At 49.3% G+C, this 18,124-nt stretch carries 16 protein-coding genes and 1 pseudogene; 12 read left to right on the top strand and 5 right to left on the bottom strand.

What is annotated here, in order from left to right:
* Positions 1–368 precede the first annotated feature (368 nt).
* A complete protein-coding gene (glgX, locus tag H6F72_RS20420; protein WP_190440035.1) occupies positions 369–2,498 on the top strand; it encodes a glycogen debranching protein GlgX in 2,130 nt (709 codons plus the stop codon).
* Between the two features lie 118 nt (positions 2,499–2,616).
* Here the strand turns inward: glgX and H6F72_RS20415 are convergent, their stop codons facing one another.
* The gene (locus H6F72_RS20415; RefSeq protein WP_190440031.1) at positions 2,617–4,716 is read right to left on the bottom strand and encodes a tetratricopeptide repeat protein; all 2,100 of its coding nucleotides are present in this window, start codon (positions 4,714–4,716) and stop codon (positions 2,617–2,619) included.
* A 126-nt stretch (positions 4,717–4,842) separates the two neighbouring features.
* Here H6F72_RS20415 and H6F72_RS20410 point away from each other — a divergent pair, with 126 nt between their 5' ends.
* Positions 4,843–5,559 carry a hypothetical protein gene (locus H6F72_RS20410; RefSeq protein ID WP_190440027.1) on the top strand — a complete coding sequence of 239 codons (717 nt, stop codon included), beginning with the start codon at positions 4,843–4,845 and terminating at the stop codon, positions 5,557–5,559.
* A 23-nt stretch (positions 5,560–5,582) separates the two neighbouring features.
* Here the strand turns inward: H6F72_RS20410 and H6F72_RS20405 are convergent, their stop codons facing one another.
* Together H6F72_RS20405 and H6F72_RS20400 are read right to left on the bottom strand one after the other, a co-directional pair.
* Entirely contained in the window at positions 5,583–7,082 is a 1,500-nt protein-coding gene (locus H6F72_RS20405) for a Rieske 2Fe-2S domain-containing protein (RefSeq protein WP_190440023.1), read from the bottom strand.
* Positions 7,083–7,296: 214 nt separating this feature from the next.
* Positions 7,297–8,163, bottom strand: a complete 867-nt coding sequence (locus tag H6F72_RS20400; protein ID WP_190440007.1) for an MBL fold metallo-hydrolase — start codon at positions 8,161–8,163, stop codon at positions 7,297–7,299.
* A 447-nt stretch (positions 8,164–8,610) separates the two neighbouring features.
* On the opposite strand from H6F72_RS20400, the gene hflX reads away from it, so the two are divergent.
* Complete coding sequence (hflX, locus tag H6F72_RS20395) at positions 8,611–10,389, top strand: GTPase HflX (protein WP_348252398.1); 1,779 nt, start codon at positions 8,611–8,613, stop codon at positions 10,387–10,389.
* 68 nt (positions 10,390–10,457) lie between these two features.
* Here hflX and H6F72_RS20390 read toward each other — a convergent pair whose 3' ends face one another.
* Positions 10,458–10,736, bottom strand: a complete 279-nt coding sequence (locus H6F72_RS20390) for a hypothetical protein (protein ID WP_190440003.1) — start codon at positions 10,734–10,736, stop codon at positions 10,458–10,460.
* A gap of 161 nt (positions 10,737–10,897) precedes the next feature.
* A complete protein-coding gene (locus H6F72_RS20385; RefSeq protein WP_190440000.1) occupies positions 10,898–11,275 on the bottom strand; it encodes a DUF6464 family protein in 378 nt (125 codons plus the stop codon).
* Between the two features lie 20 nt (positions 11,276–11,295).
* On the opposite strand from H6F72_RS20385, the gene H6F72_RS20380 reads away from it, so the two are divergent.
* From H6F72_RS20380 to H6F72_RS20340, 9 genes and pseudogenes are all read left to right on the top strand, one after another.
* A complete protein-coding gene (locus H6F72_RS20380; protein WP_242017047.1) occupies positions 11,296–13,245 on the top strand; it encodes an ABC transporter ATP-binding protein in 1,950 nt (649 codons plus the stop codon).
* Positions 13,246–13,320: 75 nt separating this feature from the next.
* Positions 13,321–13,761: a hypothetical protein gene (locus H6F72_RS20375; protein ID WP_190439996.1), complete on the top strand. Its 441-nt coding sequence runs from the start codon at positions 13,321–13,323 to the stop codon at positions 13,759–13,761.
* 92 nt (positions 13,762–13,853) lie between these two features.
* A complete protein-coding gene (locus H6F72_RS20370; protein WP_190439994.1) occupies positions 13,854–14,624 on the top strand; it encodes a hypothetical protein in 771 nt (256 codons plus the stop codon).
* Between the two features lie 499 nt (positions 14,625–15,123).
* Complete coding sequence (locus H6F72_RS20365; RefSeq protein WP_190439992.1) at positions 15,124–15,495, top strand: hypothetical protein; 372 nt, start codon at positions 15,124–15,126, stop codon at positions 15,493–15,495.
* 20 nt (positions 15,496–15,515) lie between these two features.
* Complete coding sequence (locus tag H6F72_RS20360) at positions 15,516–16,019, top strand: AraC family transcriptional regulator (protein WP_190439990.1); 504 nt, start codon at positions 15,516–15,518, stop codon at positions 16,017–16,019.
* Positions 16,020–16,087: 68 nt separating this feature from the next.
* Positions 16,088–16,366, top strand: a pseudogene (gene petD / locus H6F72_RS20355) (cytochrome b6-f complex subunit IV); the annotation flags it as partial.
* 89 nt (positions 16,367–16,455) lie between these two features.
* A complete protein-coding gene (locus tag H6F72_RS20350; protein ID WP_190439989.1) occupies positions 16,456–16,914 on the top strand; it encodes an HAD family acid phosphatase in 459 nt (152 codons plus the stop codon).
* A 148-nt stretch (positions 16,915–17,062) separates the two neighbouring features.
* The gene (locus H6F72_RS20345; RefSeq protein WP_242017046.1) at positions 17,063–17,842 is read left to right on the top strand and encodes an EcsC family protein; all 780 of its coding nucleotides are present in this window, start codon (positions 17,063–17,065) and stop codon (positions 17,840–17,842) included.
* 48 nt (positions 17,843–17,890) lie between these two features.
* Positions 17,891–18,115, top strand: coding sequence for a hypothetical protein (locus H6F72_RS20340; protein ID WP_190439987.1), 225 nt, complete (start codon positions 17,891–17,893; stop codon positions 18,113–18,115).
* Positions 18,116–18,124 lie beyond the last annotated feature (9 nt).

Genomic DNA, 18,124 nt, shown 5'->3' with positions numbered 1-18,124 from the left:
AGAGGCAGAACCTAGTCGTCTGCACTACATCAAGCTATGCACCGAGACTGTCCTTGGGGTAGATGCCATCAGGCAGCTTACTCAGCTACTTTCTTCAATAACTTCAAAAACTGTTGACCTTGTTTGAAGGCGAAGAGGAGCAGAGTGAATGTAGCAAAAGCCAAATTGACTTTCGGGAAGTTTGGTTGCAAGAACTGGCATTGAATTGGCATTGAAATCGACTTCAAAATTGAGTTATTAAGTTAAAGACGGGCTTCAATTTGTTTTAGCAAACACAACAGTCTTGCTTAGTTGTATCTAAAATCATTAGATGCAATTTAGCTATTTTTGCCTCCACTAATTTTTACCCCCACTAAAATTTTCAGTTTATGTATCTAGCGCTTTGGCCGGGAAAAGTTTATCCCCTCGGTTCTTATTGGGATGGAAAAGGTACCAACTTTGCCTTGTTCTCAGAAAACGCCACAGGAGTGGAGTTGTGCTTATTCGATCGCGATGACAAGGAAACTCGAATACACCTGACTGAAGTAAGCAACTTCGTTTGGCACGGGTATATCCCTGGCATTGGTCCTGGTCAGCGTTATGGCTTCCGAGTTCACGGTCCTTATTCTCCTCATGAAGGACACCGCTTCAACCCCAACAAGCTGTTGCTCGATCCTTATGCTAAGGCAATCGATGGTGACATCGGTAACGGACCCGAATTATTTGGCTACTCTTGGGAGTCTCCAGAAGCTGACCTCTCCTTCTCTGAGTTAGACAGCGCCCATTTAATCCCCAAATCAGTCGTTGTTGATGAATCTTTTGACTGGGAAGGCGATCGCCTGCTCCGGACTCCCTGGCATGAAACCATTATTTATGAAACACATGTCAAGGGTTTTACGAAACTGCATCCCGATATCCCAGAAGAGTTGCGTGGTACCTATGCTGGCATGGCTCACCCAGCCGCGATCGAGCATTTGCAGCGATTGGGCATTAGTGCAGTTGAGTTGATGCCTGTGCATCATTTTCTGTCGTATCCCGGTCACTTAGCAGATAAGGGCCTCAAGAACTACTGGGGCTACGACTCAGTCAACTACTTCGCTCCCCACTCTGGCTACAGCGCTGGTGGCAGTACAGGCCAGCAACTAAATGAGTTTAAGGAGATGGTGAAAGCGCTGCACCGCGCTGGGATTGAGGTAATCTTGGATGTGGTTTACAACCACACCGGAGAAGGAAATCATCTTGGTCCAACCCTATCCTTGCGTGGCATTGATAACAGCGTCTACTACCGTTTAGTAGATGATGATAAGCGCTACTACATGGACTTCACAGGTTGCGGTAACTCCCTGCATGTAGGTCAACCCCAAGTGCTGAAGCTGATCATGGATAGCTTGCGCTACTGGGTGTTGGAGATGCATGTGGACGGTTTCCGCTTTGATTTAGCATCTGCTTTGGCGAGAGAACTGTATGAAGTGAATAGCCTAGCTGCCTTCTTCGATATTATTCACCAAGATCCAGTCTTAGCTGATGTGAAGCTGATTGCAGAGCCTTGGGATATTGGGGATGGTGGCTATCAAGTGGGCAATTTCCCTGTCCTTTGGTCTGAGTGGAACGGCAAATATCGTGACACGGTGCGGGATTTCTGGCGCGGAGAGAACAGTATTTTAGGAGAGTTTGCCTACCGCTTTACTGGTAGCCCTGATCTCTATTTCCAGTTCAATGGCCGCCGCCCCAACGCCAGCATCAACTTTATTACCGCCCATGATGGTTTTCCCCTCAATGACTTAGTGAGCTACAACGAAAAGCATAACGAAGCCAACGGTGAGAATAGCCAAGATGGTGAGAGCCATAATCGTTCTTGGAACTGTGGCGCGGAGGGAGAAACAGATGATCCTGAAGTGTTGCAGTTGCGGGAACAGCAACGGCGGAATTTCTTATTGACGTTGATGCTCTCCCAAGGCATCCCAATGATGTTGGCAGGAGATGAGCTAGGCCGAACCCAGCAGGGCAATAACAATGCCTATTGCCAAGATAGTGAAATTTCTTGGACCAACTGGGAGTTGCAAGAAAAGAATGAAAATCTCTTGGACTTTGCTCGCGAGTTGATCTACTTCCGACGACAGCATCCAGTCTTCCGGCGACGCAAGTGGTTCCAAGGACAGGCCATTCACGGAACTGGCGTAAGTGATATCGTCTGGTTCAACCCGGATGGTACTGAGACAAGTGATGAGCAATGGGAGATTGGTTACGCTAAGGCGATCGGAGTATTCTTGGATGGTCGCCAGATCCCCAGTCCAGGCCCGCAAGGACAACGAATCAGTGATGACAGTTTCATCCTGTTCTTCAATGCTCACTACGAAATGATTGAGTTTGCCTTGCCTGAGGCATTTAGGCAAAAACAGTGGCAGTTGACAATTGACACCAAGGAACCACGCTTCATTCAAGAGGAAATTATCTTTAATGGAGAGCAGATGATCCCCGTCAATGCGCGCTCCAGTGTCGTTCTCCGCCTCTTGGGATAGTCTTTAGTCGCTGAACTGGAAAGCAACCTCCAAAACAACCAACGAAGCGATCGCCTAAGTCCATTACTAGCGATCGCTTTTTTGTGGCTTGCTCAAGAATTGCGATCGCTGCTTGAGGCTACTTCTGTTTTAGGCGTTGCTCAGCGGCTTGCAAATGTCTTTGAACCTCACTTGATCCAGGGAAGATCTGCAAGGCTTGCTGGAACTGCCGAATAGCTGCGGTTAAGTTACCTTGCTGCTCGAAGATCAGCCCTAAGCCATCATGGGCGATCGCTTTGGAGTAAGAGTCTTTAGCGACCTTCAGGGCTTCTTCATACACTGTGATTGCTTCTGTAAACTGCTGCTCTAAACGTAGGATTTCCCCTAACCACAGACGCGGTAAAATTTCTGTGGGTGCAAGCGCAATCATCTGGCGATAAGTGGCAACTGCTTCGCTCCGACGATTCTGGGATTTTTGTAGTTCCGCGAAATGATGAAGTACTTGAAAGTTGCTCGGATCAAGTTGAATGGCCTCCTGATAAAGAGCAAAAGCTGCATCGACTTGATCCTGTAGAACGAGTATTCTATCTAGCTTTTCGTAACTGGAAGCAATTTGATCAGGAGATGCTTGAGTCGTTCGCTGTAGCTCGATCAGACGGCGGTAAAGTGGCGTGGCTGCGGCGAATTGCTTCTGCTCAACTAAAACATCACCTAAGTAGCGATGCAGGGGCATACTCTCCGGATAGCGCTTTAGAAGTTCTCGATAGAAAGCGATCGCAGTTTCTAATTTGTTTTGGCGTCTTAAGCTCTCTTCAAAGCCGTTAATAGCAACATCAAAGTAATCAGAATCAGTTTCTAGCGTGATGGCTTGGCGATAAGCAGCTTCGGCCTCTGACCAGCGCTGCAAATCCATGCTCAGAAGGTTGGCTAGCTCCAAGTGAGCTTCTGCGTAGTTCTGATTCAGCTCAATAGCACGGCGGTACTGCTTGACTGCGATCTCTAGCTTTCCCTGCTGCCGATAGGTGCGCCCCAAACCGACATAGGTGGCTGGGTCGTCGGGAACCATTTGCAGCAACAGTTGGTAAACAGCGATCGCAGCTTGATCATTGCCAAAATCTTGAAATTGATCGGCGATGGCGCTCAGGTCAGTATAGAAAGGACGATAGTTAGGTGCTAGGGTTACAGCTTGGCGATAAGCCACGACTGCTTCTTCTGTAGATTTAAGTGCAGTAGGCCCGTTTTGCAAAAGTGCATCGCCTAATGACTTATAGGCAAGCGCTAGTTTGGGATTGAGGGCAATGGCGCGACGATAAGCTACGATCGCTTGTGGAGTTTTTCCTTCCCGAGACAGCAGCAGACCTAAGCCATAATAATCTGCGGCATTGCTAGGGCTTTTCTCGCTGTCTTGCAAAGCGTTGCCGAGTTCTTCATAAGGTCTGATCAGTAATGGATCAAAGGCGATCGCTTTGCGGTAGTTGACAATAGCTTCCTCTAACTTGCCTTGGTCATGGAGGATGATACCAATACCGTAATGACCAGTTGCTTCCTGGGGCTCTACTTCTACACTTTTACGGAAAGCTGCCATCGCCTCATCCAGCTGCTTTTGCCTGTAGAACAAATTGGCTAAGTTGTTGTAAGCTGTCCCATTCTTGGGGTTAAGTTGAATCGCTTGGCGATAACTGGCGATCGCCGCATCTATTTGTTTGTCAGCTTCAAGAGTATCCGCTAAATTTGTATGCACAATGGCATCTTTAGGATTCAGCTTGAGCGACTGGCGGAAGGCGGCGATCGCCTCTTCTGTTTGGTTTTGGTCGGCTAAGGCCACTCCCAGGTTGTTGTAAGCTGTGGCGTTTTGCGGATCGATCTTCAAAACTTGGCGGTGAGTTGCGATCGCCTCTGCCAATCTGCCCTGATCACGTAAGACTGCTCCTAGGCTAGTGTAAGCATTTATCAGCTGAGGGTTGAGCTGAATTGCTTGACGATAAGCGGCAACTGCCTGGTTAAACTGTTTTTGGTCATAAAGTGCGTCACCCAAATTCAGGTAGGCATCAGCATCACTGGGTTGCTGCTGAATCACTTGCCGCCAAATTCGTTCCGCTTCAAGGTACTGCTTGGCTTCCTGGGCTGCTTCTCCTTGCTTAAACAGTTGCTCCAGCGAAGGAGCCGCGATCGCCACATGAGGCGTAGCGGTTAGCAACAAAGACAACAGCAATCCGCTGAGCTTGGGCAGTCTGTTCATGGATCTCAAATTTCGTCACGGTGTCAGAATAGCTACATCCGTAACTTCGGCAATTTTGGAGAGTGACAAGTTAAATTTTCAGAAAATTGCTGAATTTCCCCTGAAGATACTTAATGAGGGGCATCAGTGGATTTGGTGGAAAATGGCTCAATTCGCCCTCATGGAGAAGATGTGATGAATAAGGAACTTCTGAGTTGGCTGGCTCCCACGGTAGCCCTCTTGTTGAGTTGTGGCGCAGCGATCGCAGTGGCTGAACCGCTATATGAATGCTCACCCGTATCCCCGACTCCACAGACTCAAAGCTCTACACCTCGGATTGAGTTTCGCTTGCAAAAGCCAGGTACAGAAGTACAACTGCAAGTCCAGCAACAAACGCTCGCTCGCCTGCTACTCCAGAAAACACAAATCAGCCAAACTGAAAAATCCATCGCTCTATACGAAAATCGGGCTGCCATAGAAAAAACCTACCAAGCGATCGCAGCTTTGTACGAACCCACACGTCTCCATAGCAGCCATATCAAATCTGCTGACACTGCGTCCACTTTCACCCCGCCTTCTCCGTGGCAATCTTTCACCGCTTTAGACATTAGCGTTGAATTTGACGATTCAGGTAGCGAAACCTTTTCTACATTGACAAAAGCGATCGCGGGAACGGGACGCACCTTGGGCATTTTCTTGAATGACCGATTGATCAGTGCGTCCCTCGTTGATGCGGTCTATGCCTCCAAGGGGATTACAGGTGGGCAAGCCATGATTAGCGGCAACTTTACCAATGCAGAAGTGCAGGAACTTGCGCCTTGGTTGGGGTTATCCTTAGAGCCAAAAGCCTCTAAACGTAAGTAATAAGCTACTTTCTGCAACTCAAATCATTTTTTCTGAGACCGCTTCTTCTCTGGTAAATTGCGAAGCGGAGTTTCTCGCCCTCGGTAAAACTGCTGCTCTAGCCTACCTAATCCCAGCCAGGCGGCTCCACTCACCAAGCTGGCGACCGCCACTGCCACCACACCAAACCCCGCTTCATTTCCTAGCGAAACGGCTAGCAATGGGGCAACGGTCCAGGCGATCGCTGCCAAGATGAGACAAGCTAACCTAATTCTTTGTAGTCGGGTCAAGGCCGCGCTGCAACTGGCGCATTTGATGGTGTGCGAATAGTAGCGATCAAGCAATTGTTCTTTGGGCAGTGCGGGGGGCAACGTCGCACCTGAAAACGGATCGGCGCTGTATCGGTTCACCCATTGCCGCAGCGCTGAGACAAAGCGATCGGCTCTGGTAGGCAAATAAAATGCTTTGGCAAAGTTGGCGCTCCCGCCTGCCTGCTCCAGATAGCGCTCTTGGTGATGCAGAAAGATTTGGTCATCTTCTAGCACATTGTTCTGTCCCAAGTGAGAATACCAACGGGGTGTCAGGCGAATAAAGAAACTGGGCAGTTTAGCAGAGAACTTGAAAGGGAATATCGCAAACAGCCGACATTCTCCTTTGCGGATTGGGGTAGCGTAAACCACCGTCAGCGTTCTGCCGAACTGCTTGGAAGTCAGGTCGTGCCACATCAACCCTGGGGCAATAAAGGTGGTGTCTTGGCGACCGAGTGTTCCCTTGCGTGGTCCTTCCTCCCACAATCCCTGAAAGCCTTGCTTGCCAGACTCCACAAGCTCCAAATCTACTGGGGCAGCGTTAGCGCGGTTGCCCACGGAGCGGTGGTGCGTATAAGGCACATGGCTGGCATCTAAGACGTTTTCCAACAAGGTCAGCGCGTCGTAAGGCAAATCTCTAAAGGTATTGAGGCAAACCCAGCCGTCTAATTCTTCTATTGGAGTTACGATTGGCACTGCGGTTTTGGTGGCGTTGTTTGGGTTGCCAGGATAAACAAACAACAACCCCTGACGGATTGTAGCGGGGAATGCCGTCACACAAGCCCGTTCCGAGGTTTCTGCAGTACCTCCGATCGCCTGTTGAGGAATGCGATCGCAGTGACCCGCTCCAGAAAACGCCCAACCGTGATAGGGGCACTCTAGCAAACCATCCTCAGCAATTCTGCCTTCGGAAAGCGGCGCTAAGCGGTGAGGACATTTATCTTCTAAAACTCGCCAAGATTCCGTCGCCTGCTCCCACCAGATGACTAAATCGATTTCCAGCAACGTAAATCTAGCTGGCTTGGTCTTATCTAAATCCTCTACATAGAACACCGGATACCAAGCTTCTTTGGCATCAAACCGAGATGGGTCAGGGCCACCCGCAGGCAATTCATGCGTTCCGCTATCTTGTTCTAGTACTCCGCTCTGGAGAGTGGCCACAGTTGCCCTACCTACAGTGGTTTCCAGCTCTGTGTCTGCGATCGCCTGCGCTTGAGTTAAAGACGCATCAGACATCACTCTTGGGGTTATCTCCATTTCTTTCCTTTCCGCACGGTTCCCTAGCACTTAACTCCTATGTTAAGAAGTTTTGAGCGTTGCTGGGAACAACTGTTTGGCAGATGGAAGAAACCTAACCCCCAGCCCCTTCCCTCCGAGGGAAGGGGAGAATTCAAAGCTCCTCTCCGCATTGGGGAGGGGTTTGGGGAGAGGTCTGCCAGGACTTCAGGGTTCAACTTTGTAAACGGTTGGCAGGAACTTGAAATTGGTAAGTATCGCCGTGGCTGAGGTATTCGATTTGGGTGTCTAGTCCTGCGGCAGCGATCGCCTGTTTAAACTCTTCTAAGGGAGATTTAAAGACGGTGTAGTCGTTGTAGTGGATGGGGATGGCGGTTTTAGGGGCGATCAAGCGCACCATTTCTACGCCTTGTTTGCCGTCCATTGTCACTAACACGCCAAACGCTCTAGTACCGCCTAAATGCAGCAGTGCCAAATCAATCTGAGAGTGTCGCTGGGGAATCTCCTTGATTTCTTCATAGACCAATGTATCGCCCGTAATATAGAGGCGAAAGAAAGCCTGTCCAGTACTATTTTGAAATTCTAATAAGCTACCCATCACCGGAGGCAGTAAAGCGGCTAAAGCTCCAGGTCCATGTCTTCCTGGCATGGCACTGATGCGGAGCTGCACCCCTCCTTTCTGAATAGTTATGGTTTCCCAAGTGTCTAAAGCATAGGTTGCTTGGAAGCCCTTCTTCTGCAACTTCTCAGTCGCGTGTTTGGTCGTGACAATAGGGACAGTTTTGTTCAGCTTTTGCTCAGCAATATGATCGAAGTGATCTTCGTGCATGTGGGAGAGTACGACCAGATCCAGCGGCGGTAACTCCTCAATCTCGATCGCAGGATTGGTGACTCGTTCAGAACGCAATCCATATCCTAAGTGAACGTGATCTCCCTGGTGCAAGAAGTTAGGGTCGGTCAGGATGGTGAACCCAGCATACCGAAGAATGACAGTCGCAGTACCAACAAAGAAAATGGAACCAGTCGCAATATCGGGGGTGTGGTTTTCGGCTGGCAAAACTAAGGTACTTGAGTCAGTCATACATCACCTGAGAGATAACCCAATGCTTCCAGTCGGCCTACTGGAATAGCATCAAGGAGATTAATTCGACAGTCGCGGAAGTTAGCGGTAGCGGAGACGAAAAAGCGAAAAAGCTTGGTGCTAAAGCTTGGCTTGGTAGCCAGCCTAAGGTTAGAGAGCGATCGCAATTAGCTGGACAAAAGAAATACGTGGTTGTACTTATTCAGCAGATTAGAAGCGATCGCTGAAGCTAACGTCTATCTAAAGAAAGCTTGGGTATATATCTAAAGAGCTGTAAAACAATCAAGCTGGTTTGTGGCTAAAGTCACAAAGTAGTCTTGGTTTTTGTAGAGGGGGCTTTAGCAAGCAACTGTATCGCTCTACACAGATTTCTGGCCTGTCCGCTGAGCCATCAGTTCGCCCTCAAGAGAGATTCAGTCAACGCTAAAGCAGATTAAACATAGATTAGTGAATTCAGAAACCAGCTTTCTGGTTAGACCTATCGAAACGATTTACGGTAATACCCAAGGCATCAAATCCAGCCAGCTCAAGCAGCTTCAGCGATTGTACGAACAGCGGCAACCGAGCGATCGCTTTTGTACTCCGGAGTTGGCTCAAGAATTAGCGGCTGTTAGCACAGCGATTCATCATCCTGTCTGTATGTACCTAAATCGCCGGGGACAGGTGTTGCGGGTGGCCGTGGGTACGCCAGCCCAAACTCAGCTATCCGAGCAGGAACTACCTCGACATAGTGCCGAGCGCTTGAGTGGAGTTCGGTGTCTGGCAACCCAGCTTAAAGCAACTCCTCCGGATGGCGCTAACCTAACAGCGATCGCTCGGCAGCGCTTAGATGCCCTGATTACGCTAATTTGTGCTCCCACTGATTCCAAGTCGAATTCCAAGTCGAAGGGTGCGATCGCGAAAAACGGAACTTCAGGCGAAATTCAATCTACTTATTTAGTGCATCTCGTTCCGGATCTGGATCAACCTTGGGAGATTTCTCCCCTTCCCCTCGCAGAGCTGATAGAGGAAGACTTTGGGGATTTAGTCGATGACTGGGAGAAAGAGTTTCACGCCGCTGGGTATGGAGCTTTCCAGTTTGAGGAAAAAGGAGATGACCAAGACAAGATTTTGCTCGTGGGGTTGATGACCGATGATCTGTCGCCTCAGCGCTTCCAGGATGGTTTAGAAGAACTGGTTCGTCTAGCCGAGAGTGCTGGAGGAACGGTTCTGGAAACCATGATTCAGAAGCGATCGCAACCGCATCCCCAAACGGTTGTAGGTCAGGGAAAAGTGGATGAAATTGCCCAACAAGCTCAAGCGATTGGAGCCAACTTAGTAGTGTTCGATCGCGATATCTCGGCTTCCCAGATTCGGAATTTGGAAGCCCAAATGAACCTACGAGTGGTAGACCGTACTGAACTGATTCTGGATATTTTTGCCCAACGCGCTCAGTCTCAAGCAGGTAAATTGCAGGTTGAACTTGCCCAGTTGGAATATATGTTGCCACGACTGCGAGGACGAGGGCAGGCGATGTCTAGGTTGGGAGGTGGTATTGGCACCAGAGGTCCAGGGGAGACTAAGCTAGAAACGGAGCGCCGGACGATTCAGCGGCGGATCAATCAATTGCAACAGGAAGTGAACCAGTTGCAAGCCCATCGTTCTCGCCTGCGCCAACAGCGCCAACATAACGAAATTCCGACCGTTGCTTTAGCAGGTTACACCAATGCCGGGAAGTCTACTCTGCTCAATACCTTGACTCACTCAGAAGTTTATACCGCTGACCAGTTATTTGCCACCCTCGACCCCACCACGCGACGGCTGACCATCACCGATGCTGAGACCCAATCTCAGCGATCGCTTCTGCTCACAGATACAGTGGGTTTTATCCATGAACTGCCGCCTCCCTTGATGGATGCCTTCCGAGCCACTTTGGAAGAAGTCACAGAAGCCGATGCGGTGCTGCATGTAGTCGATCTCTCCCATCCTGCTTGGGAAAGCCATATACAGTCAGTCCAAGAGGTGTTGGCAGATCTCCCAACCATTTCTGGTCCTACATTGTTGGTGTTTAACAAAGTGGATCAAGTGGAAAGCGAGGCTCTAGGGGCTGCTCAACAAACTTATCCGGATGCTGTCTTTATCTCAGCGACGCGAGGACTGGGTTTAGCAACACTCAAGCAACGCTTGGTGCACATCGCCACGCCTGCTGCGGATGCCAAGATGAACACAGAGTTCAGCGCCCCTTAATTTATCCGGTTTATGGCAGCGATCGCGCCTCGGTCGCGCCCCGGTTCAAACAGCCCAACCTAAGGAGTCTAACCCGCATCTTCAGCGGTGCTGTCTTCGGATGGTGCTTCTAATAATTGCCGACTCAACCAATGCAGGTTGAGAAACATTAGACTACCCAGCACCAAAAGCATCACTCCTAGCACCGTGCCATATCCTTTGGTATGCCACCAAAGCCGCTTCACGAGCGACGAACTTAACTGGTGCGCTTGCCCTAAAGGGGAAAAAGGGCTCCGAATAGAATTAACCGTCTGATTCGTCAATCTTCTTTGACCTAGACGAGTGTGACTATCAAATGCGATCGCCATGCCAATTACTCCTGTTAGCCCTACTGTCGAGCCAGCAATTTCGTATCACTTAATCTACGGTAAGTCGGTAGACTTGTGTGTATTTGGCAGTATTGCAGGCCAGAATCAGGAAAACAAGTTCAAATGTTACTTTTTCAGAATTTGCTTAGAAGTATTGGACTTCAGCTACGAGGCTCAAAGTCTAAGCAGCCTTCACAGGGGCCGTAGGGATGCACCGCACATCTAATATGCAGCGATCGCGCTGAGTAAATACAGTGAGGATTGCCTAGAGGTTTTTGCTTCGTGGCAGCAAGTCGTGCCCGGAATTGAGCATTTAACTCATCCGTGCGGGCTTTATGCTGCTGCCACTGCCACCAGAGATTTAGCAGGCTCAGCGGCAAGTAAAGCAGCGAGCTACCCACGACGATTCCGGTAAGCAGTCCGGGTGATCCTGCTTGCAAGGCCAAACAGAGATTGGCAAACATGATGCTGATCAAGCAGTAGTTGCTGTGCCGCATCAAGGTGCGAGTTGATTGTTGAAACAGAGACATGAAAGCCATGACCATGGCCTGGGTAGAGCTTGGCCCTGATTCAGAATAGCGCTTCTCTCAACAGTGACGGCAGTTTTGCTAGCCAGCGCCAAGGGAAGCAATGTCATCAATCAGGAGTGCGGGCTATTGTGGAGAATATGAAGTATCGTAACCTTTACTCTGGCCTGCAACGGCGCTTGCAGGAACTCTCCCAATCGCTGAATCTATTTCAATATGGTGGCCGTGCTGTGGAATTGGTCTGGTCAACCAATCACCGCTTGACCCTGGCTTTGGCCCTCTTTACCTTGGTTGCGGGGTTACTCCCTGGCGCGATCGCTTATGTCGGCAAGCTAATTATTGACAGTGTGGTTGCAGCGTCTCAATCGCAAGCTGTCGGCGATCGCTGGGACGCATTAGGTTATCTGGCTTTAGAGGCGATCGCCGTAGCGCTTTTGGCGGGCAGCAAGCAAGGTCTAACGCTCTGCCAATCCCTGCTGCGCGTGCTTCTAGGGCAGAAAGTGAATGTGCTGATTCTGAAGAAAGCACTGACGCTGGATTTGGCGCATTTCGAGGATTCCGAGTTTTACGACAAAATGACCCGCGCTCGCCGGGAAGCGTCTAGCCGCCCGTTAAGCTTGGTGGGGCGAACCTTTGGGCTAGTGCAGGACAGTTTAGCCCTGATTACCTACGGCGGTTTGCTGCTGAACTTCTCGATTGGGGCTGTCTTTGTCTTGATGTTAGCTGCTGTGCCTGCCTTTATTGCGGAGACACGCTTTGCGGGACAAGCGTTTCGGCTGTTTCGTTGGCGAGCCCCAGAAACGCGCGAACAAACCTATTTAGAAACCTTAATCGCTCGTGAAGACTTTGCCATGGAGGTGAAGCTGTTTCAGTTGGGGCCGCTGCTCTTGACCCGCTACCAAGAGATTTTCCATCGCCTTTATGATGAGGACCGTAGCTTAACCATTCGGCGCGGGCTTTGGGGCTACTTGCTCGGCTTGCTCAGTACGGCGGCTTTTTATGCGGCTTACACCTGGATTGTGATTGAGGCGATCGCAGGCCGTATCTCTCTGGGTGACTTAACCATGTATTTGGTGGTATTTCGCCAAGGTCAGACAACCTTTTCTTCAGCTCTCAGCTCTATCGGCGGCATGTTCGAGGATTCGCTTTATCTCTCTAATCTATATGAATTCTTAGAGCAAGAAATCCCTCAACCCTTTGGAGCCGCGACAAAAGGGCCAACTCCAGGCGATGGCATCCGCTTTGAAAATGTCTCCTTTATGTATCCGGGCAATGCTCAACCTGCTTTAACCAATATCTCTTTTCACCTCAAACCGGGGGAAAAGATGGCGATCGTGGGGGAAAATGGCTCTGGCAAAACCACGCTGATCAAGCTGCTCACTCGCCTCTATAGCCCTACCTCAGGCCGCATTCTCCTCGATGGCCTTGACCTAGAAGCTTGGGATATGGAAGTACTGCAACGTCGGATTGGCGTCATCTTTCAGAACTTTGTGCGTTATCAATTCACCGTAGGGGAAAATGTTGGGGTGGGGGACGTAGAACATATTACCGAATCGCCCCGCTGGGAAGAAGCCGCAAATAAAGGGATGGCGTTGCCCTTTATTGAAGAGATGACAGAGGGGTTCCAAACCCAGTTGGGCAAGTGGTTTAAAGGTGGGAGAGAGTTGTCAGGGGGGCAATGGCAAAAAATTGCTTTGTCGCGCGCCTTTATGCGAACAGGGGCTGATATTCTCGTTCTAGATGAACCCACGTCAGCGATGGATGCAGAAGCGGAAGTGCAAATTTTTAATCACTTTCGGACCGTGACGCAGCACCAAATGGCGATCTTGATTTCCCACCGTTTCTCTACAGTGCGGATGGCGGATTGGATTGTGGTGCTATCGGCTGGTGAGCTAATTGAGCAAGGCACCCATGAAGACTTAGTCCAAGCAGGCAAGCGTTATGCTCACTTGTTCTCTCTGCAAGCAGCGGGTTATCAGTAATGCTTTAGGGTCGCTATAGTGGTAGTAGCATCCTGGTCCTATTTGAGACCTTGGTGTGGCATAACTTCATTTTTTATGAATACCGAACTTCTCACTCGAAAGCCTTGGCTCGCTCTTAGTCTGCTCGGATTAGCCTACACAGTGCTGGGATGGCATCTATCTACTCACCATATCTTTTGGCTGGTGGGTACTTTTGTCATTGGTGTCACGCTAATTGCAGCTTGGAAGAACAATCCAATCTTGGAGTCCTTGGTTTGGCTGGGGACTCAGAAGTTGTTTGCCGTGGTTGGCATTACCCTGCTCGTGAGTGTGATAGTCGCTTTGGCATTGACCCAACCCATGTTATTAAACCTGATTTTTCTACCACTGGCGACGCTGGTATATTCTGAACTGGAAATGAAAGCGATCGGCTTGAAGGCCACTGATATCTTTTTGTGTTCGGTTACAACAGCTAGTCTAGGTTTAATCATCGGGGAAGCAATAGACTTGTGGATTATCCCGAGCATGCGATATTAAAGGCATCACCTTAAAGAAGTGTATTAAGTTACAACCTATTTCAGGGATCATGAGATCTTTGTAGCAAGTAGCATAAGAGGGGCGCTGAGCTAATGTCTCCTACCGAACCTATAGTGGCTGCACCGTTTAATCTCACCCTGGTATCAGGTCTGTCGGCTGTAGCACTGGTTCTGGTGCATCTTTTCTCTAGCAACCTACGTTTTCTTGAAGCTGTTCCTCGTAGCCGTTGGTTGTCGTTTGGCAGTGGTGTGTCGGTGGCCTATGTCTTTGTCCATGTTCTGCCAGATCTGAGTGCAGCTCAAGAAACTCTCCGCGAAACCTGGGGTAAAGGATGGACGTTTCTGGAGCACCATGTCTATTTGGTGGCGTTGGTAGGGTTAGCAGTTTTCTATGGATTGGAGCGAACTGCAAAAATTTCACGACGGCGTAACCGCGAATCTGGCCAAGGAGATGTGACGGAAACAGGTGTCTTCTGGCTGCATATGGGGTCGTTTGCCCTTTACAATGCCTTGATTGGTTATCTTCTGCTGCATCGAGAAGAAGCTGGGTTCGCCAGTTTGCTACTTTTTGCAGTGGCTATGGCTTTGCATTTTGTGGTTAATGACTATGGCCTGCGCGAGCATCACAAGAAGTACTATGACCAAGTGGGCCGTTGGATATTGGCCGCCTCTGTGATGGCTGGGTGGGTGATTGGCAGCGGCACTCAAGTTCCTCAAGCGGCGATCGCGGTTTTGTTTGCCTTCTTAGCGGGTGGCATTGTGCTGAATGTGTTGAAGGAAGAACTGCCAGACGACAGAGAAAGCCGGTTTTGGGCTTTTTTAGTTGGGGCCGCAGGTTATTCAGCTCTACTGTTGGCCTTATAGCTCGCTAGACCCGCTAAATGCTTACAGATGGGGATTGTGGGCTTCCTGGCAAGTGTATTTTTAGCATGTTTAATGTCTGTCGTTCACCTTAAGGAAGAGATTTGCGAATTCAGACAATTTTTTAAGCTACTTTTAAGAAACTCTGGCAAATAACAAGATTAGAACAAGGTCTAGACAAGAATTGCATCCGTCTGAAAAAGGCTAAGCATAATTACGGGTGGAGTTCAGGATAACCATCAAATTTTATGCCTAGACAAGGAATTTCATGGGGTCCTATCGTCTTTGTGGTAGCTACCCTTTTTGCCAGCGCAGGTTTAATTACTTGGGGATTGTCGTCTTCCCCGGACGTTCCTACCTCAAGTATTCGCAACCCTGCCGTACAGTCCGACGGTTAGGCAGGGTTGCGACTTGCTGCCATTCATCACCTATGTTTATCACTTATTAGATAGGTTGCTACAACTCAGTAAACTAGGAACTGCGATCCAAAATTGATACTGGGATGTTAGAGGCCCAACTGCCCCATGTAGATTTAACCCAATCAGGAGTGTGGCAGCAATTGCTCGTCAGTGCTCCACTTTGTTCTAGCGTGGTCGCTGGTTGGCAAGGCATTCACTTGGCACACCATCACCTGTCGGCCCATGAACTGCTTGATTGCTATTGTGCCCAGCACGTCATTACGATTTGCATGGGGCAGTTTGAGGTAGAGCTGAAGCGCGGGAGCCGTTGGCAACTAGAGCGATATAGACCTGGTGATATCGGTATCTTTCCAGCGAATCAGTCTCATCCTCAAGCTCGCTGCGATCGCGGAGCTGAGTTTATTCAGCTTTATCAGAGCCTCACTTTGTTGCTCAGGTCGCTGCTACATCCCTAGAGACAGGCTCAGTTGCCATCATGCCCCAACATAAAATTCGCGACCCTTTGATTCAACAAATTGGCCTCACACTCAAAACCGAGTTGGAATCTAGTGGCACAGATAGCCGCCTCTATGCCGATGCTATGGCGACAGCACTCTCAGCCCATCTGTTCCAGCGATACTCTACCCAGCGATCGCTCCTGAGAGAATACACAGGTGGCTTACCACCCCATAAGCTCAACCAAGCGATTACCTATATTCACGATCATTTAGACCAAGACTTACGATTAGTGGAAATCGCTGCGATCGTGCAAATGAGTCCGCATTACTTCGCCACTTTATTCAAGCAATCTACGGGCTTGGCTCCCCATCAGTTCGTAACCCAATGCCGGATTGAACGTGCCAAATGGTTGTTAGCCAAGCAAGAACTAACAATTTTAGAAATCTTGCTACAGCTTGGTTTCAAGAGCCAAAGTCACTTTACTAGAGTATTCCAGGAGCAAACTGGACTGACCCCCACAGCTTATCGGAGCCATAGCTAAAAGTCTTCGGAAGATTAGAACAGTTTTGGAAGAATTAGCCAGACAGAGCACCAAGGCGATCGCTAAACTTCGCCACTCCTTTAGAAATTTTGCCAGAGTGGTATCTCTATCCCACGTTTCAAATTTTCCGCATTGTCCCCAACAAATTCCTGGGTATACTGCTCAATGCCTCAATTCCTTTGGGACTAATGTTGATTCCCTTTATTGAGAACGTTAACAAGTTCCAAAACCCCTTCCGCCGTCCTGTAGCGACTACTATCTTTCTGCTTGGGACACTGATCACGCTGTGGCTAGGCATTGGAGCCACGCTGCCAATCGATCAGTCCATAACCTTAGGCCTGTTTTGAGAGTCTATCTGACGCTAGGCGCAATTTAGAGAAGTCGTTGTGTAGGGTGGCATATTTACAAGCTGTGCTCCAGCCCAGCTATTTGTGCCATGACCTCCGACAAACCTCTGCCTAAAGCACTCATCTGTGACTTAGATGGTACGCTCTGCAATATCTACCATCGACAACACTACATGCGCTCCCGACCCAAGAACTGGAAAGCTTTTTATCGAGCTTTAGGGAAAGACTTAGCTCATGAGTTTTGTCGAGATATTGTTCAGATGTACAAAGAGAGAGGATTTGCCATTTTGTTGGTTTCTGGGCGGCCTGCTGAATACAAACCAGAAACTGAAGCCTGGCTAGCCGATCATGAAGTGGAATATGATGCGCTCTGGATGAGAAGAACGGAAGATTCTAGACCAGACTTTATCGTCAAAAAGGAGATCTACGAACAATTCATTCAAGGTCGCTATAATGTCTTCTTTGTGCTTGACGATCGCGATCAGGTAGTGAAGATGTGGAGAAGACAAGGACTCACTTGTCTGCAAGTTGCGGAAGGGAATTTCTAATCAACTGCTTCATCGCCGCTTGCTCTACAAATCAGTAAATCAGCCCATGACAAGGCACAATCACTATCAGGAGATAGAGGCCATCAAGCTGTGGCGATCGCTACCGTAGAACTTAGTCAGTAGTAGAACAGTATAGTTCCGGGTACCTATGGCAGTAGCAGATAAAGAGAGTTCCAAACGGGCAGACTCCACCTCTGATCCGATGCAGGACGCGATCGCCACAGCCACTCGGATGGCGCAAGCAGCAACCGAAGTCTTGCAAGCCACAACAGGTAATGTCAGCACGACTACGGCAGCGATTGGTGAAACGATTGGTCCATCTGTGCAGCGATCGCTAGAGCAAACCACCGAAACTGTGGGCAAATTCGTCACTCCCATTGCAGAGAATCCATTGGTGAAATTTGCGGCCAAGGTTCCAGGAATTAATTTACTGATGGCGGCGCTCGGTCAAGTAGATGTTCAAAAGGCGCAGCGGGAAGTAGACCAACTGCGGCAAACCTATCCCTTAGAAACGCCAGAGCAATTGGCTCAGCGGATTATTTCGGATACTTCGCTGAAGGCAGGCGGCATTGGCCTACTGACCAATTTTATCCCTCCCTTAGCGCTAGCTCTGTTTGCGGTGGATATAGCGGCAGTCACCGCCCTCCAAGCTGAGATGATTTATCGCATTGCAGCAGTTTATGGCTTTCCGCTCACCGATCCGACCCGACGTGGTGAAGTGCTGGCGATTTTCGGTTTGTCAGTAGGTGGCTCTGGTGTCTTAAAGCTAGGTCTGAGCTTTGTGGAAATCTTGCCTCTGATTGGGCCTGTAGTGGGAGCATCGAGTGATGCTGCTTTGCTCTACACTTTAGGACAGCTCGCTTGCCGTTTCTATGAAGTCAAGCGCCAAGCGGCAACTCAGCCAGAAATGAGTGTTGCGAATCGTTAGCGCGATCGCTAAAGTCAACGTAGTGTTCTACTGACCGCCAAGGATTTTATGCCTATCTCTAAGCCAGAAGCCAAACAGCTCTTAGAACAGCTCATTTTTGAGGATACCTTGCCTCAAGACTGGGTACAGGATGTTTGGGGGTTGAGTCCGCTTCTGGGGGATAGTGCGGCTAAGTTGCTAGAAGCATTTGAATCGTTGATTGAGTATTGCCCAGAAGAGAAATTAGATAGTTTATTGCAAACCTTGGCTCCAGAGCAGCTTGAGTCAAGGTAATGGGTGTTC

Source organism: Trichocoleus sp. FACHB-46 (assembly GCF_014695385.1).
Taxonomy (GTDB): Bacteria; Cyanobacteriota; Cyanobacteriia; order FACHB-46; family FACHB-46; genus Trichocoleus.
The sequence above is the reverse complement of the archived record's forward strand: the minus strand, read 5'-3'. Positions and strand labels throughout refer to the sequence as shown.

Excerpts from the sequence above, each read along its gene's own strand:
- glgX (WP_190440035.1), top strand. The coding sequence starts at position 369 with ATGTATCTAGCGCTTTGGCCGGGAAAAGTTTATCCCCTCGGTTCTTAT.
- H6F72_RS20415 (WP_190440031.1), bottom strand. The coding sequence starts at position 4,716 with ATGAACAGACTGCCCAAGCTCAGCGGATTGCTGTTGTCTTTGTTGCTA.
- H6F72_RS20405 (WP_190440023.1), bottom strand. The coding sequence starts at position 7,082 with ATGTCTGATGCGTCTTTAACTCAAGCGCAGGCGATCGCAGACACAGAG.
- H6F72_RS20400 (WP_190440007.1), bottom strand. The coding sequence starts at position 8,163 with ATGACTGACTCAAGTACCTTAGTTTTGCCAGCCGAAAACCACACCCCC.
- H6F72_RS20390 (WP_190440003.1), bottom strand. The coding sequence starts at position 10,736 with ATGGCGATCGCATTTGATAGTCACACTCGTCTAGGTCAAAGAAGATTG.
- H6F72_RS20385 (WP_190440000.1), bottom strand. The coding sequence starts at position 11,275 with ATGGCTTTCATGTCTCTGTTTCAACAATCAACTCGCACCTTGATGCGG.
- H6F72_RS20375 (WP_190439996.1), top strand. The coding sequence starts at position 13,321 with ATGAATACCGAACTTCTCACTCGAAAGCCTTGGCTCGCTCTTAGTCTG.
- H6F72_RS20370 (WP_190439994.1), top strand. The coding sequence starts at position 13,854 with ATGTCTCCTACCGAACCTATAGTGGCTGCACCGTTTAATCTCACCCTG.
- H6F72_RS20365 (WP_190439992.1), top strand. The coding sequence starts at position 15,124 with ATGTTAGAGGCCCAACTGCCCCATGTAGATTTAACCCAATCAGGAGTG.
- H6F72_RS20360 (WP_190439990.1), top strand. The coding sequence starts at position 15,516 with ATGCCCCAACATAAAATTCGCGACCCTTTGATTCAACAAATTGGCCTC.
- H6F72_RS20350 (WP_190439989.1), top strand. The coding sequence starts at position 16,456 with ATGACCTCCGACAAACCTCTGCCTAAAGCACTCATCTGTGACTTAGAT.
- H6F72_RS20345 (WP_242017046.1), top strand. The coding sequence starts at position 17,063 with ATGGCAGTAGCAGATAAAGAGAGTTCCAAACGGGCAGACTCCACCTCT.
- H6F72_RS20340 (WP_190439987.1), top strand. The coding sequence starts at position 17,891 with ATGCCTATCTCTAAGCCAGAAGCCAAACAGCTCTTAGAACAGCTCATT.